Here is a 15,383-nt window from a genome sequence, read left to right as displayed (position 1 = left end):
CTATCCAGTTGAAGTGGAAGGTAGTTTTGTGCTATTAATTCATAGATTTGTAAAACATGTTTTACAACATCACTATAGGATTTACAAAGAAATTACTAAAATCACAAAAAAGTCACAAAAATACTGAAACAAGCCGAAAATATACGAAAACAGTATAATAGCAAATGTAATAGAAGTCCTGTTATAATAGGATTTGTGAATATAAATGAAAGCAGGCGATATCATGAATGCGTACGATGAATATATGCAAGGTATAGTAAAACCAATGAGAAGTGAATTAACAAACGCAGGATTTAAAGAATTAGTAACTCCCGAAGAAGTACAAGAGCATATGGCAAACGCAGCAGGAGTTTCCTTGATCGTTATAAACTCAGTATGTGGTTGTGCAGCAGGGCTTGCTAGACCGGCAGTAATTTCAGCAGTAGAAGAATTAGAAGTGAAACCGGATAACTTAGTTACTGTATTTGCAGGACAGGATCAAGAAGCTACTGCAACGATGAGAGGTTATTTTGAAGAAGTTCCTCCAAGTTCACCGTCTATCGCAATTTGGAAAGATGACCAATTGGCTTATTTCATTCCTCGTGAACAAATTGAAAGCAATTCAATGGAAACGATTAAAGATCATCTTTCTGGTGTCCTTACACAAATCGTTTCGTCATGAAGACAATTTTAACTACTGCTGGTCGTACGAATGAGCAATTTATCCAAAAGGCGAAAGAAATTGCTAGTGAACTAGCTTTGTCTTATGTTCGCCGACAAAAGAAGTCTATGCAAAAGTTGCAAGAAGAACAGCAAGCGAATGTATTAGTCGTAAGTAAGGAGAGATTAGAACTGTATATATACGGTTCTACTACTCCTTTTTTCTTTCATCCAAATTCCGCAGCATTTCGGATGAAGCGAATATTGAATGGAGAAAAAGATTTGTTGTTAGAAGCGTTAGATTTACAACAAGGAGATCGCTTTTTGGATACAACTGCGGGGTTATGCTCGGATAGTATAATCGCTTCGTATGCAGTTGGTGAAGAAGGGCTAGTCGTTGCTTGTGAAAAAGATGCGATGATTGCTTATGTAGTGGAAAATGGGCTAAAAGTATACGAAACTGAAAGTATGGAATTGCAGGAAAGTATGAGACGTATCCATATTGTTCATCAAGATGCAGTAGACTATTTAAAACGGCTGGATGCTAATTCCTATGATGTAGTTTACATGGACCCGATGTTTGAAGAGGTTATTAAAGAGTCGTCCAATTTCCAAACACTAAGAGCAGCCGGAGTTCATGAATCTTTGTCTGATGAATGGATAGAGGAAGCAAAACGTGTTGCGAAGAGACGAGTAGTTCTAAAAGCTCATTTTCGTTCTCCATTATTTGAAAAATATCAGTTCGAACAGTTAACGAGATTAACTTCTAAGTTTCATTATGGCATAATCGATATATAAAAAAGCTGTCAGTTATGACAGCTTTTTTTAGTCCGTAAAGTTAAGAGAAGTTAAATATCCTAATAAAAATAAAAATCCGATACCAATAATTAAATCTGCATTCATAGTGACTTTCCTCCTTACTTTAAAAAAGCTACTGTATGTCTACATATTTTATTGTACAATGAATACATAGAAGAAGAAACCTTTTGTTCTTAAAATCGTTATTAATACAAATATGCTTTAGAAATTTGGTCAAAATTGAAGGTGATAACTGATGAAAAAGTGGTTACAAAAGACGATTATTATTACCGTCGCTTTCTTAACATTTGGTCTTATATCTCCTAACCATCTTATATGGGAGCAACTGTTAGACAACAAAAATCCAACGAAATCTATTGCTTCAGATGCGAATACGAGTGAATTTGATCAAGTATCGTTTATTGATTCCCTTGATTCACCAAATTTAAGTGAAACGATTTCATTAGCAGCTAGAGAACAGGCATACATAAAGTTTGGCAATCGAATTGGACCAGTTATACAAGATGAATTTGACGATGTCATTTTCCCAAGAATGCAAGAAGTAATAGATACAACTATCGCAAAAGTAGAAGGCGAAAAAGCTGCAAAGCTATCTATTACTGAACAGCCTTCAGGAGAATACCATGAAAAAATCTTTCATATTTACAATGAAGAAACCAGAAAAGATTTCATCCGTTTCCACGTAAGAACCGACAAAAAACCGCAGGACGGATATTACTTCAACTTTCATTATCACCTAGCGGAAGATAATTATTCGAAACATTATGCATTAGGCGAGATTTTCTGGTCGAAAAATACTCCACCTAAATGGTTATCCTGAAATACCACCCACGCTCATTTTATAAATGAGTGTTTTTTATTGGTTAGGAAACTAACTATATAAGATTTAAATTTAAATAGGTAAATATTTTTTTCAAGTAGTGTAAGGAACGATATTTTTGCATCAATGCCTCTAGAAAATGGAAAAGGGCAACCAACTCGTCATTGAAAGCAATCCAATCTATATGAAGAGCAACTAAAATTAGCATAAAAGCAACCAATTCTTAAAATAAAAGCTTACTTAGAGTAAGCCAAACCCAAAGCTCTACTCAAATAAATGGTTAGACTAGATTAATCATAATTAGGTAGAAATAATAAAGTACTAACATCGATAACTTTGGAATAATATAGGTAGTAAGCGAAAATAGAGAATTATTTCTTCAGGTGTTGTATATTGTTTTTAGAGGAGGGGTTATTCGTGAACGCAGAAATAAATAAACTTTCTGATATTTTGTTACAAAGCCTATATGATTATCATTTTGCTAATAATGGGGGAAGTTATACCATACCTAAAACAATGGTAAATACTGATCCAAATAGTAAACAAGCCATTGAATACCTTATCGAAAAGGAATATGCCAAAGATAGCGGACAAGGGTCAAATAACCTAGTTTTAGCAATTACAGAGCAAGGTATGGACTATCTTAAAAACAAATAAGATATTAACAAAGGAACGTCCACTAGGCGTTCTTTTTGTTTTTGGAGGAGCAGAAAGAACGAAACGCTCTTTTTTCAAGAGCATTTTTTGTTATACTAAAGGGAAGTATATAAAAGAAAATGAGGTACATAAATGGAACAATACTTAACGTTATGTAAACACATCATGGAAAACGGTACTGAAAAAGGAGATCGAACTGGAACTGGTACAAAGAGCGTCTTCGGTTATCAAATGCGATTTGATCTAGCCGCAGGATTTCCGCTACTTACGACGAAAAAGACTGCTTTTCGCTTAGTTGTTAGTGAATTATTATGGTTTATAAAAGGGGATACGAACGTAAAAACCTTGATTGAAGCAAATAATCATATTTGGGATGAATGGGCGTTTGAGAAATGGGTGGAAAGTGATAGCTACACGGGGCCGGATATGACGAATTTTGGGGTGCGTGCGGCAAAGGATCCAGATTTTAAAGCTATTGTGGACGAGCAAATGAAGATATTTTGTACTAAAATAGTAGAAGATGAACAATTTGCGGAGAAGTTTGGCGATCTAGGGCCAGTCTATGGCAGACAATGGAGATCATGGCCAGCTAAAAATGGAGAAACGATCGATCAATTGCAAACAGTAATTGAACAGATCAAAGTAAATCCGGATTCAAGAAGACATATTATCACTGCTTGGAACCCAGCAGAAGTAGAGGAGATGGCTTTACCTCCGTGTCATGCGTTTATGCAGTTTTATGTAGCGAATGGAAAATTGTCATGCCAATTGTATCAACGAAGTGCGGATGTTTTTTTAGGTGTTCCTTTTAATATTGCTTCTTATGCTCTACTAACGCACCTTATCGCTAAAGAATGTGGTTTAGAAGTAGGAGAATTTGTACATACACTTGGAGATGCCCATTTATATGCGAATCATATGGAGCAAGTGGAAACTCAGTTAGCAAGAACACCGAGATCGTTACCGCGACTTTCTTTATCGGATGAGAAAGAGTCGATTTATGATTATGAAATAGAAGATATTAAAATTGAAGGGTACGACCCGCATCCACGTATAAAAGCACCAATAGCAGTTTAACTTGAATGAACAAAGGGGAGATTAAGATGATTTCATTAATCGTAGCGCATGATCCTAATCGAGTAATTGGTTTTAATAATGAAATGCCTTGGCATATTCCGGGAGATCTTGCTTATTTTAAAGAAAAAACGATGGGTAAAGCAATCGTCATGGGAAGAAAAACGTTCGAATCGATTGGTCGCGTTTTACCAGGACGAAAAAATATAATTATTACGAGAAACCCTTCCTACAAAGCGGAAGGAGCAGAAGTAGTAACTAATTTGCCAGATGCCGTAGAATTAGCAAAATCCTATCATGAAGAAGTGATGATTATTGGTGGGGAACAAATTTTCCGAGCAATTTTGCCAAAAGCGGATCGCTTATATGTGACGTTTATAGAGCAATCATTTGAAGGGGACACATTTTTCCCGCCGTATGGTGAGGAGTGGGTCCTAGTTGACACATCGGAAAAAATGGAAACAGCCGAAGGGATTCATTATGTGTATTTGGTGTATGAAAAAAAGGAAAACCAATAATTAATCGTTGGGATATTTGAACAATTTCCATCAAATTGTTCAAATATCCTTCTTTTATTCATATAGTGAAGTATATCGCTACTAAATAAGTTTACAAGGGCCAGTACTTCTTCTTATAATAATACGTATAGAGGAAGGAAGAGATAGCGTGCCTAAAGTACATATCGTAACAGATTCAACAGCTGACTTAACAAACGAGCTGATCAAACAATATAATATTCACATTGTGCCACTTTCCATTCATATAGACGGAGACTCATATATAGATGGTGTTACGATTCATCCAGAAGAGTTTTTAGAAAAAATGGCTACTTCCAATGAATTACCTAAATCATCCCAGCCTCCAGTGGGTGTTTTTAAAGAGCTATATGATGAGCTGGGTGCCAATGGAGATCGAATTATTTCCATTCATATGACTGGAGCTATGAGCGGAACGGTGAAGTCTGCCCAAGCCGCAGCTGAAATGACTGCATCTGATGTTACGGTAATGGATTCCCAATTTATTTCGTTTGCATTAGGTTTTCAAGTGGAGGAAGCAGCTAAGATGGCGGCAGATGATCATTCAGTTGAAGATATTATAAAAAAATTGGAAGAAGCTCGTGTCAAAACAAAATTATTTGTTGTGGTTGATACGTTAGAAAATTTGGTTAAAGGTGGTCGCATCGGGAAAGGAAAAGCAATGCTAGGATCTTTACTTTCCATTAAACCGATTGCGAGTTTAACAGACGGTGAATATACACCTGTAGCGAAAGTACGGAGCCATAAACAAGTGGTCAATTATTTGTTTAATGAATTTGTAAAAGACACAAAAGGGAAAATTGTAAAGGCGGTAGGCATCTCCCATGCAAATGGATTTTCGATGGCTATTCCATTAAAGAACCTAATTGAGGAATCTGGTTTTAAGCAGATTCAAATGTCTTTTACCTCACCTGTAATTAGTACACATACAGGTCCTGGTGCTATTGGATTTATGTATATGACAGAATAGTGATCAGGCAGGGAAAAGAAGATTCCCTGCCTTTAATCATAAATAAAGGGGTTTAGAATGAAATATCTTGTTAGTTTTTTATGTATACTTATGCTAGCTGCTTGTACATCAAGTGAGTTAAAGGAAGTAAGCTTCTCCGAAAGGGAAGTGGTGCTGTTTGAGGAATATGTGATTCCTTTTTCTTTTTTTCCCAGAACGATTGAGCTAGTAGGACTAGGTGATTCACTTACGCAAGGCGTGGGAGACGAATTACAAGGAGCAGGCTATATTGGTCGACTGCAAAAAGAAATTTCACAGTATAAAGGAATAGAAGAGGTTGTTTTAACCAATACTGCGAAAAGAGGACGTCGTAGTGATCAATTATTAAAAATGCTAAAAGCCGGAGAAATCGATCATCAGCTTCGAAAAGCGAATATTATTACGCTAACTATCGGTGGTAATGATATGATGAAAGTAGTGAAGAAGGATTTATTTAATCTTCGTGTAGAAGCTTTTGATAAAGAACTTGTGAAGTTTGAAAAAAATTACGATCAAATATTAGAGGAAATTCGAGAGATTAATAGTAGCGCCCCAATTATTCTTCTTGGTCTTTACAATCCTATTACTGCTGTAACGGATGAAAAAAGTGAGTTGGATGAGATATTAGCAGATTGGAATAATAGCATTGAATCGATGGCCGAGAGTGATGTAAATGCTTGTTTTGTACCAATCGATCAACTTTTTGTGACGAATGCTAATTTAGTGTATCATACGGACTTTTTTCATCCCAATAGTAGAGGATATGAACTCATTGAAGAAGCTTTAGTCAATTCTTTAGGAGAATGTGGTTTAATTGATGAGCGAAATAGGGAAATGTTGTTTTGAGGAGTTGTTTAAATGAATAAATGGAAGATCGCATTCTTTTTGTTGCTGCTTGTTATTTTAGGAAGTATAGGAACTTTTCTATATTGGGTAACATCTCCAGCGGAAACAATGCCAATAGAAGAGCCAAAAGCTGCCCCAGGGGGAAATGTTTTAACGGTTCATGCAACAAAAGAAGATTTTGAAGGAATCGCTAATACTTATTTAAAAAAAGCTATGAAAGGCAAGCCACTACCTATACAACTAACGGTCGATGATCAAATAGTGTTATCTTCTGAGTTAACCATCTTCTCACTCAATTTTCCTATTAAAATGTATTTTGAGCCGCACGTGGAAGAGGGGGGGAATATTAGATTAGAGCAAACTTCCCTTGAAGTAGGTCAAGCGAAACTGCAGCCAGAAGCTGTGTTAAAATTGATGCGCGATTCAATTGACCTGCCCGAATGGATTGTAGTCATGCCTACAGAAAAGGAAGTACATATTCAGCTAGCGAATATTCCGATGTCCTCTGGTGTTCACGTGCGAGCAAAAGAGTTGAATTTAGAGGAAGATATAATAACATTAGAAATAGTCATACCATCGAAATGAGGTGCTAAACAATGGAAAAAGCTACTTTTGCAGGAGGCTGTTTTTGGTGTATGGTCAAGCCCTTTGACTCTTATGAGGGCATAGAAAAAGTGGAATCAGGCTATACAGGCGGTCACGTGGAGAATCCAACCTATGAACAAGTGTGCTCGAATGCAACAGGACATTATGAAGCAGTTCAAATTACATTCGATCCAGAAAAGTTTTCTTATGATCAGTTATTAGAAATCTTTTGGATGAATATCGATCCGACAGACGACAACGGTCAATTTTTTGATCGCGGTTCTTCCTATCAAACAGCAGTTTTCTATCACTCAGAGGAACAACGAGAAAAAGCGGAAAACACGAAGGCTGCACTAAATGCATCCGGTAAATTCACAGTGCCAATTGCCACGAAAATATTGCCAGCTTCCACATTTTATGCAGCAGAAGACTACCATCAAGACTATTATAAGAAAAATCCAGCACACTATAATCGATACTTTGTCGGTTCTGGAAGAGCAGCGTTTGTAGAGAAAATGCGGGAGGTATTCAAATGAAAGAAAAACTAACAGATATGCAATATTACGTAACACAACAAAATGGAACAGAGCCTCCATTTCAAAATGAGTATGACAAGCATTTTGAAGAAGGAATCTATGTAGATATTGTATCAGGTAAACCATTATTCCATTCAAAAGATAAATACGATGCAGGCTGCGGTTGGCCAAGCTTTACTAGACCGATTGAAGAGCAGGAAGTAGTCGAAAAGTTCGATGACAGTCACGGAATGAGACGAGTAGAGGTAAGAAGTAAAACAGCCAATTCTCATTTAGGACATGTTTTCCCAGATGGACCAAAAGAAGAGACCGGACTTCGTTACTGTATAAACTCTGCTTCGATGCGTTTCGTTCCTAAAGACAAATTAGTTGAAGAAGGTTATGAAGAATACTTGAAGTTATTTTAAAGAAACATGAGGTATTTCTCAAATATTTGCTAAGAAAGTACAAAAGAGCATTGCTTTTTTGTACTTTTTTGTTGGTTTGGAAACTATAGAAGACTTAGACATGTGGATAACTTTTTCCCAAGTAGCATAAGGAGTGGCATGTTTTAATTTTATCGTGATTGATAGTTATCAGCCTCTCACTTGAAGTAAATTTGTTATTTTAAGAAATGCTTGCTCTTATGCTCATTTAATTGCTTTACGAATAGAATTAGTTGCTTTTAATGAGTGATTATTGTCTTTGATCATTAATTGAATGATAGTGTTGCGAAATACTTCATATTATATGGAAACTGCTTGGTAGTGAGTTGAATGAAGTGGACGCTTGGATTTCCGCTACAGGGTGGACGCTTTCCGCGGGCACGGCTTCCATCTCCTCGGAGCTTTCGCTCCTGCGGGGCTTTCAGCTCGTACTGTTCCCGCCGGAGTCGCCACCCCTTCGCTACAATCCAATATAGTTTACTATTTACTCCATAATAAGACACTAAATTTAGTACTATGCTGCATTTTCTATGGGTGAAAACCTTTGATTAGTGGAATAAGATATACTATCTAGCGATTGTTATCCATTATTGGGAACTGCCATTGCTTGAATGGTTTATAGCAACCTTTCCTATAATTTATACTGTACATAAAATGATTCTAAGTAAAAAACTGCTGGACAGTTGTAAATAAATTAAATAGCTTTTTTGCATTTAATTATGATTAGTCAGCAAGTTCTATTGATTGAAGCGCAAGGCGGCGACACCTGCGGGAACAGCGGGACAGGTGAGACCCCGCGGTAAGCGTCCGCTTGGAGCGGAAATCAATTACCTTTGCCGTATCTCTTTACAACGCAGTTTCCCTATTATGTGAGTTATACCATTTGTCTTTCCCATGGGCTAAATTGGATCGGAGGCAGGAGCTTTAGCGCTTTTGTGCTAGGAAAATCAAAAAGAATTATTGAAAGAGGGGAGTTGCATAGATGAATAGGTTAGTTATATTAACAGTAGGCAAAACACATAGTGGTAAAACTACATTTGCTAAGGCATTAGAAAATGAGCTGATGAACTCACTGGTAATCGATCAAGATAATCACGCTGAATTTCTTCACACTTATTATGAAAAATTATTACCTGAAAATGGACCTAACGAGATCAAACATTCTATTACGCAAACTATTGTTGATTATGCGATTAACGAGACCGGTTGTCATCTCATTTTGAGTAATTCCAATCGCAATCAAAAAGGTAGACTGCAATTACTTGAACACTTTCATGCCAAAAAGTTTACTAGCATTATCGTAAATTTTAATATCTCTAATGAAATACTTAAAGAACGAGTTAAAAATAGCCAGCGTGGCACATCGGTATTAAGAACTGCGTTAACCTTTGAGGAAGTCCTCCGTCGGCAGCAAAGTGAGGATGTCATGGCCCCAATGGAAGGGGAAGCAGATCATTTGTTAACGATCAACCATGAAAATGAAGTGCAGTTGATAATCCAACAAATTATACATATTGCTAATAGTCGATTAATTAACAATAAAAACAAGAGCCTTCTTTAATGTTAGAAGGCTCTTTCATATATTCTTGATACTTTCCGAGAGAAAGAAGAACTCAAGGGAGTATCTCTTTTACTTATAACTTAAACTCATTAACAACTTTTCTTAACTCATCAGCTTGATGCGAAAGTTCAATAGCAGATGCATTGATTTCTTCCATTGCAGCGGAGCCTTGTTCTGCTGCTGCAGCCGAAGTTTCTGTATTAGATGCTGTATTTTCAGCAATTTGTGTAACCTCTACAAAAGAGGCTGCAACCTCCTGGCTAAAGTTAAGCGTGTCTCCAATTTGGTTCACCATTTTATCGATAATCGCAATCGTATCATTTGTCTGTTTCATAATTTGTTCTAAAGAAGCGTTTGTTTCATTTGCCACTTCCACGCCTTTAATGACATTCTCTACTCCTTCATGATTTTGCTTAACAATCGATATCACTTCGTTTTGAATAGATGTGACAATTCCAGTAACTTCTTTCGCAGCGTTTCGAGATTGTTCTGCTAGTTTTCGTACTTCATCTGCTACTACGGCAAATCCTCTACCATGTTCTCCTGCTCGAGCAGCCTCGATCGCGGCATTTAATGCGAGTAGATTTGTTTGTTCGGCAATTGCAGTGATTGTTTTAATGATGGACGTAATTTCGTACGATTTAGTCCCAAGCGCCTCTACTGTTTGAGAGGTATTGGCCATTGTTTCTTCAATATTCATCATTACTTGAGAAGAGTGCTGAACAGATTTGCTACCTTTTTGTGCAGCTTCAATCATTTGATCTGTCGCTTCTTTTACGGATTGGGCATCACTGTTCAAGTATCTTGTTGCTTCCTCTAAAGAATTCATTTTTTGAATAGCAACAGTCATACTGCGCATCGTGTGTTCACTACCTCTAGCAATTTCATTTGTCGTGTCCGCGATAGATTGAATCGTTACAGCTGTTTCATCAGATGAAGCCATTAACTCTTGTCCACTTGCGGACACGTTCTCTGTCAGCATACTAACTCGTTTGACTAAATCTGCAATGGAACCAATTAAAGTATTGGTGCTTTCTGCAATTTCTGAAAATTCATCTTTCGTACGAATCTTCACCCGTCTCGTTAAATCTCCACCAGCTTGTGCTATTTCTAATATGGAACGATTAATTGAGTATGTGCTTCTTTTAATTGAATAGAAAAGATAAATTCCAAATGATAAGGTTAGAAGAACGGAAAACACAGTTAAAGCAATAAATAAATAAAGTGCGTTATTATTTTCTTTCTTTAATAGAGCGATTTGTTCCGCATTATTTTTAGCTAGTAATTCGTTCATCGCGGCAATATGTACATCTACATAACTCATAGCCGTTTTACCATTACCGGCGTTAATAATTTTTTGCGCTGCTTCCATACCTTGTGAATCTCTTAGTTCAATTACTCTTTCCGAATATTGTAGATAAGTCATGAAAAATTGGTCGATAGATTGTATTTTTTGCAGTTCCTCCGGTCGGTTTTTGTAGGTTTGATGCAATTCTTTTAAGTGTGTAACAATCGCATCTTTATTTTGTCTGTAAGTTGTCTTATAATTTGTTTTACCTGTGATGACATAACTTTGCTCTGCATTTGCAAGCTGTGCTATTTCTGTTGCGATTTTATTGACCATCATTTGTTCTTTCATATCTACATTTGTAAAAACTTCAAACGCTTTTTGTGAGGAAGACATTTTAGTAGAAGTTAAAACTAACATGGAAACTAAAATAATGATTAATACTGAAAATATTAATAAGACCCGTCCACGGATGGACTGAAAGATATTTGAATTAGTTTTTGTGGTAGGTCTTTTAGTATTCCTTTTACCTTTCCTAAAGAGGGACAAAGCATTATCTTTGTTTGTTATTTGATCGTTCTTTTTCCTTCTTTTTAGTTTAAGCCATTGTATCGATACTTTCTTTTGTTTAACACCATTTGCCAATGAAACCAACCCCTTCTTGATGTGTTACATAGTCATACTTTTTAGTTTACTTGTTTTATGATATATTATCTACATTTTTATGAATATTCTATGTCCTTAGGGCTAAAGGAGGAAGATTTATTTGAACAAGTCTTTTTATTTATTTGCATTAAAATATCGTGGGGGTCATAAGGAGGATAAAAAATCTCGTTTCGCAGAAAGTATGTTCCAGCAACATGATTTTCCAAAAGCAGAAACATCTTTTCAAGCTCTATCAGAGTACATTGAAGAATTAGCTCACCCAGATCTAACGGCAAGCATGTTCGATGAGCTTTGGGAGTATTATATAGAAGGAAACAAGTAGCTTGTTCGTTGCAATTCTGCTAAAAAAACGGTATTATTAAGCCGATGCATATATAGAAATGAGGTTATTTAAATGAGTATTCATATTAGTGCAAAAAAAGGTGAGATTGCGGATACAATTTTACTACCAGGAGATCCGCTTCGTGCGAAATATATCGCGGAAACATTTTTTGAGGATGTAGTTCAGTATAACGAGGTTCGTAATATGTTTGGATATACTGGTACATATAAAGGAAAACGAATTTCAGTTCAAGGTACTGGAATGGGAGTTCCTTCTATTTCTATTTATGTTCATGAGTTGATGAATGACTATGATGTCCAAAAACTAATCCGTGTAGGCACATGTGGTGCAATTCAAAAAGACGTGAAAGTACGTGATGTAATTCTTGCGCAAAGTGCTTCAACAGATTCTACTTTGAACAAAGTATTGTTAAATGACGTAAGCTACGCTCCAACTGCAGACTTTGATTTGTTATATAAAGCATATAATGCTGGTAAAGAAGCAGGGTTAAACTTAAAAGTTGGTAATGTATTTACTGCGGACCTATTTTATAACGAAAACGCACAAAATGAAAAATGGGCGGACTATGGAGTTCTTGCAGTAGAGATGGAAAGCGCAGCTCTTTATACATTAGCAGCTAAATTTGGACGCAAAGCCCTTTCTGTTTTAACGGTTAGCGATCATATTATTACTGGTGAAGCAACTTCTTCTGAAGAGCGTCAAACAACATTCAACGACATGATCCTTGTGGCATTAGAGGCAGCAATCCAGGATTAATAGAAAAAGTGAGAATAGACTGTCAATCATGGCAGTCTTTTTTTAAAAAGATAATCAGTTTTTTATGAAAAGGGTGAAAAATTTGGATGAACAACAGCAAAACAACGAAGAACCAAAACGTATAGAAGAACCAAAACCATCGAGCTACATTAAGATGAAACCATTTGTTTTTCTGTTAACCATTTTATCCCTAGTTATCGTAACAGTTGCACTTACCATGCTTTACTTGACTTGGGGGAAAGAACAAGTGGTGGATCGTATAATACCACCTTCAGAACGCTCGGAGTTCTCTAAGTTATATATGGCTTATGACAAACTAGAAGCAGAATACTATAAGGATATAGATGAAGAAGCAATTATTAACGGTGCAATAAACGGAATGATTGATGCTCTAGAGGATCCTTATTCCGATTATATGAATGAAAATGAAGCTTCCCAGTTTAATGAAAGTATTTCTTCTAGCTTTCAAGGAATTGGAGCTGAAATACAAGAGCGTGATGGGATTATTACGGTAGTTTCTCCGATTAAAAATTCTCCTGCTGAAAAAGCAGGTGTTTTACCGAATGATAAGATTATGGCAGTAGATGGGAAAGATATTCAAGGATATAGTGCCTCTGAAGCTGTTTTATTAATTCGAGGGAATAAAGGAACAGAAGTAACACTATCCATTAAACGTGGGGAAAATGCCACGATGGATGTCAAAATTGTGCGGGATGAAATTCCTATTGAGACAGTTTACGCAGAAATGATAGATGATCAAGTTGCACATATTATTATTTCAAGCTTTTCTACCAATACGTATGATGAGCTGCTTACTGCCATTGATGAAATGAAAAAAGAAGGTATGAAAGCGTTAGTACTAGACGTTAGACAAAACCCAGGTGGGCGTCTAGACACTGCAATCGATATTTCCAACCTGTTTGTGGAAGATGGGAAACCAATTCTTCAAATTGAGGACAAAGGAGATAAGATGGTTACGCCAGCCACTCCGGGCATGCGAGTAGACGTTCCAGTAAGTGTTATTATCGATGAGGGAAGTGCTTCAGCATCGGAAATTTTAGCAGGTGCACTTAGTGAATCAGCGAATGTTCCTTTAGTAGGCTTAACCTCATTTGGTAAAGGTACAGTTCAAACTGTAAATGATTTACCAGATGGATCGAATATTAAAATTACTACTGCAAAATGGTTGACTCCTAAAGGTAATTGGATTCATGATAAAGGAATTGTGCCAGATTATGAGGTGCAATATCCAAGCTATGCCATGTTATCGCCTATCGATCCGTCTACTACACTAGAAGAAGACCAGTCTTCCGAAGCTGTTCAAAACGCGAAAGAAATGCTTCAAGCTATTGGCTATAAAGTAGGAAAAATAGATGGTAATTTTGATGCCGAAATGACAGCAGCAGTGAAAAAGTTTCAAGCAGACAACAAACTTGAAGTCACTGGTAAACTGGTTGGCGATTCAACTTATGTTTTAATGGATAAAATTCGTGAAAAAATCGTCAAGGACGATCCACAATTGCTAAAAGCAAAAGAAGTAGTTACAGAGCTATTAAACAAGTAAAAAAAGCTGGCCATTTTGGCCAGCTTTTTCAACACGTATAAAGGAGCAAAAAAGATGAAAGATGTATATTTATTAAGTGGTTTTCTAGGAAGCGGGAAAACTTCCCTTCTATCTCACTTAATCGAGCAATTTAAAACAGAAGGTCTAAAACCTGCTGTCATCATGAACGAACTAGGAAAGCTTGCTTTTGACAGCAGAGCTGTTGATGATGGGATTCCACTAAAAGAAATGTTAGAGGGATGTATTTGCTGTACAGGCTCTGAGAAGATGGAAGCACAGCTCCAAATGCTTCTAGAAGGTGAAGAGTTTGATGTGTTATTAATTGAAACAACCGGTGCTGCACATCCTGTTGAAGCGATGGATGCAGTTCTTTCCCCTTTGTTTGCAAGTAGACTTAACATGAAAGGGATTATTACGGTTGCAGACTGCAAAAGATGGTTAGACCGAGACAAAATGACCCCGCAAACAAGAATGCTCTTTTTCGAGCAAATAAAACACGCACATTTAATAGTAGCAAACAAAATAGATTTACTTACCGACGCAGAAATTTTAAACGTTACGATGCAAATACAAGCGTTAAATGATGAAGCACCTATCATACAAACTTCCAATAGTAAAATTCCTATAAAGCTGTTAAAAAACATGGAAGCAACCTTACATGAAAAAGAGGTTCAAGAAGCCGCGATTGGAAAACAACTCTCTCTTTCTTCTCGCTTGCATAAATTTGAAGAACCAGTAGATCAAGAAGCGTTTGAAGATTGGGTTCGAAAGCTTCCAGATACTATTTATCGGATGAAAGGATATGTTCCATTAAAGGGACATAAAAATCCATTTCTATTCCAATATGCTTATGGTATGGTACAGTGGCTTCCGGAATATATGAAAATGTCCCCTGAAATCGTAATTATAGGAGATCAAGTGGACAAATTAGAGATAATCGGGGATGTACCAAATGATTGAAGCATTCCGTACCTTATATAAGGATCGTAAATTTACTACTGAAATTCAATCCGAAGAACAAATACGTGAAGTGATAAAAGCGGAACTGTTAGATGAATTTACACATCCAAGAGCAAGGCTATCACCAGAAAAAAAGTTGAAGCATGCTTTGGACAGAATACGCATAAGCACGTTGTCAGAGGAAGAGAAGAACTTGTTAGAGGATGTCTATAAAGAAGAATATATAAATCTGTCAACAGAAGATAGAACGTAATATTTAAGTATTGTGGTTAAGTTATCCAATTTACGCATTTAAAACAGTCGTTTCTAATAACATTTTC

18 protein-coding genes are annotated in these 15,383 nt (G+C 36.5%); 17 read left to right on the top strand and 1 reads right to left on the bottom strand.

Annotated elements, in window-relative coordinates:
* Positions 1–223: 223 nt before the first annotated feature.
* The 12 genes from FG382_RS01280 (at position 224) to FG382_RS01225 (ending at position 9,486) form a co-directional block, all read left to right on the top strand.
* Positions 224–661, top strand: a complete 438-nt coding sequence (locus tag FG382_RS01280; RefSeq protein ID WP_142537395.1) for a BrxA/BrxB family bacilliredoxin — start codon at positions 224–226, stop codon at positions 659–661.
* Positions 658–1,437, top strand: coding sequence for a class I SAM-dependent methyltransferase (locus FG382_RS01275; RefSeq protein ID WP_142537062.1), 780 nt, complete (start codon positions 658–660; stop codon positions 1,435–1,437). Before FG382_RS01280 ends, FG382_RS01275 begins: the two co-directional genes overlap by 4 nt.
* A 256-nt stretch (positions 1,438–1,693) precedes the next feature.
* Positions 1,694–2,278 (top strand): YpjP family protein, encoded by a 585-nt coding sequence (locus FG382_RS01270; protein ID WP_142537061.1) that lies wholly within the window; start codon positions 1,694–1,696, stop codon positions 2,276–2,278.
* 417 nt (positions 2,279–2,695) lie between these two features.
* Positions 2,696–2,935: a hypothetical protein gene (locus tag FG382_RS01265; RefSeq protein ID WP_142537060.1), complete on the top strand. Its 240-nt coding sequence runs from the start codon at positions 2,696–2,698 to the stop codon at positions 2,933–2,935.
* Positions 2,936–3,067: 132 nt separating this feature from the next.
* Positions 3,068–4,012, top strand: coding sequence for a thymidylate synthase (locus FG382_RS01260; RefSeq protein WP_142537059.1), 945 nt, complete (start codon positions 3,068–3,070; stop codon positions 4,010–4,012).
* A gap of 26 nt (positions 4,013–4,038) precedes the next feature.
* On the top strand, positions 4,039–4,527 hold the full coding sequence (locus FG382_RS01255; protein ID WP_142537058.1) for a dihydrofolate reductase: 489 nt from the start codon (positions 4,039–4,041) through the stop codon (positions 4,525–4,527).
* Positions 4,528–4,675: 148 nt separating this feature from the next.
* Complete coding sequence (locus tag FG382_RS01250; RefSeq protein WP_142537057.1) at positions 4,676–5,515, top strand: DegV family protein; 840 nt, start codon at positions 4,676–4,678, stop codon at positions 5,513–5,515.
* A gap of 57 nt (positions 5,516–5,572) precedes the next feature.
* A complete protein-coding gene (locus FG382_RS01245) occupies positions 5,573–6,379 on the top strand; it encodes a GDSL-type esterase/lipase family protein (RefSeq protein ID WP_142537056.1) in 807 nt (268 codons plus the stop codon).
* A 12-nt stretch (positions 6,380–6,391) separates the two neighbouring features.
* Positions 6,392–6,964: a YpmS family protein gene (locus tag FG382_RS01240; protein ID WP_142537055.1), complete on the top strand. Its 573-nt coding sequence runs from the start codon at positions 6,392–6,394 to the stop codon at positions 6,962–6,964.
* Between the two features lie 11 nt (positions 6,965–6,975).
* Positions 6,976–7,500 carry a peptide-methionine (S)-S-oxide reductase MsrA gene (gene msrA / locus FG382_RS01235; RefSeq protein WP_142537054.1) on the top strand — a complete coding sequence of 175 codons (525 nt, stop codon included), beginning with the start codon at positions 6,976–6,978 and terminating at the stop codon, positions 7,498–7,500.
* On the top strand, positions 7,497–7,907 hold the full coding sequence (gene msrB, locus FG382_RS01230) for a peptide-methionine (R)-S-oxide reductase MsrB (RefSeq protein ID WP_142537053.1): 411 nt from the start codon (positions 7,497–7,499) through the stop codon (positions 7,905–7,907). The genes msrA and msrB overlap by 4 nt, the downstream gene beginning before the upstream one ends.
* A gap of 1,000 nt (positions 7,908–8,907) precedes the next feature.
* Positions 8,908–9,486, top strand: coding sequence for an AAA family ATPase (locus tag FG382_RS01225; protein WP_142537052.1), 579 nt, complete (start codon positions 8,908–8,910; stop codon positions 9,484–9,486).
* Between the two features lie 73 nt (positions 9,487–9,559).
* Here FG382_RS01225 and FG382_RS01220 read toward each other — a convergent pair whose 3' ends face one another.
* Entirely contained in the window at positions 9,560–11,419 is a 1,860-nt protein-coding gene (locus tag FG382_RS01220) for a methyl-accepting chemotaxis protein (RefSeq protein WP_229677324.1), read from the bottom strand.
* Between the two features lie 121 nt (positions 11,420–11,540).
* On the opposite strand from FG382_RS01220, the gene FG382_RS01215 reads away from it, so the two are divergent.
* The 5 genes from FG382_RS01215 (at position 11,541) to FG382_RS01195 (ending at position 15,316) form a co-directional block, all read left to right on the top strand.
* Positions 11,541–11,762, top strand: a complete 222-nt coding sequence (locus FG382_RS01215) for a YozE family protein (protein WP_142537051.1) — start codon at positions 11,541–11,543, stop codon at positions 11,760–11,762.
* A gap of 72 nt (positions 11,763–11,834) precedes the next feature.
* Positions 11,835–12,539 carry a purine-nucleoside phosphorylase gene (gene deoD / locus FG382_RS01210; RefSeq protein ID WP_142537050.1) on the top strand — a complete coding sequence of 235 codons (705 nt, stop codon included), beginning with the start codon at positions 11,835–11,837 and terminating at the stop codon, positions 12,537–12,539.
* Between the two features lie 64 nt (positions 12,540–12,603).
* Positions 12,604–14,103, top strand: a complete 1,500-nt coding sequence (locus FG382_RS01205; RefSeq protein ID WP_142537049.1) for a lmo1851 family serine protease — start codon at positions 12,604–12,606, stop codon at positions 14,101–14,103.
* A 54-nt stretch (positions 14,104–14,157) separates the two neighbouring features.
* Positions 14,158–15,063 (top strand): CobW family GTP-binding protein, encoded by a 906-nt coding sequence (locus FG382_RS01200; protein ID WP_142537048.1) that lies wholly within the window; start codon positions 14,158–14,160, stop codon positions 15,061–15,063.
* Positions 15,056–15,316, top strand: coding sequence for a hypothetical protein (locus tag FG382_RS01195; RefSeq protein WP_142537047.1), 261 nt, complete (start codon positions 15,056–15,058; stop codon positions 15,314–15,316). Before FG382_RS01200 ends, FG382_RS01195 begins: the two co-directional genes overlap by 8 nt.
* The last annotated feature ends 67 nt before the right edge of the window (positions 15,317–15,383 follow it).

Source organism: Psychrobacillus lasiicapitis, assembly GCF_006861795.1.
Taxonomy (GTDB): domain Bacteria; phylum Bacillota; class Bacilli; order Bacillales_A; family Planococcaceae; genus Psychrobacillus; species Psychrobacillus lasiicapitis.
Note: the sequence above shows the minus strand (reverse complement) of the source record. Positions and strands in the feature narration are given on the sequence as shown.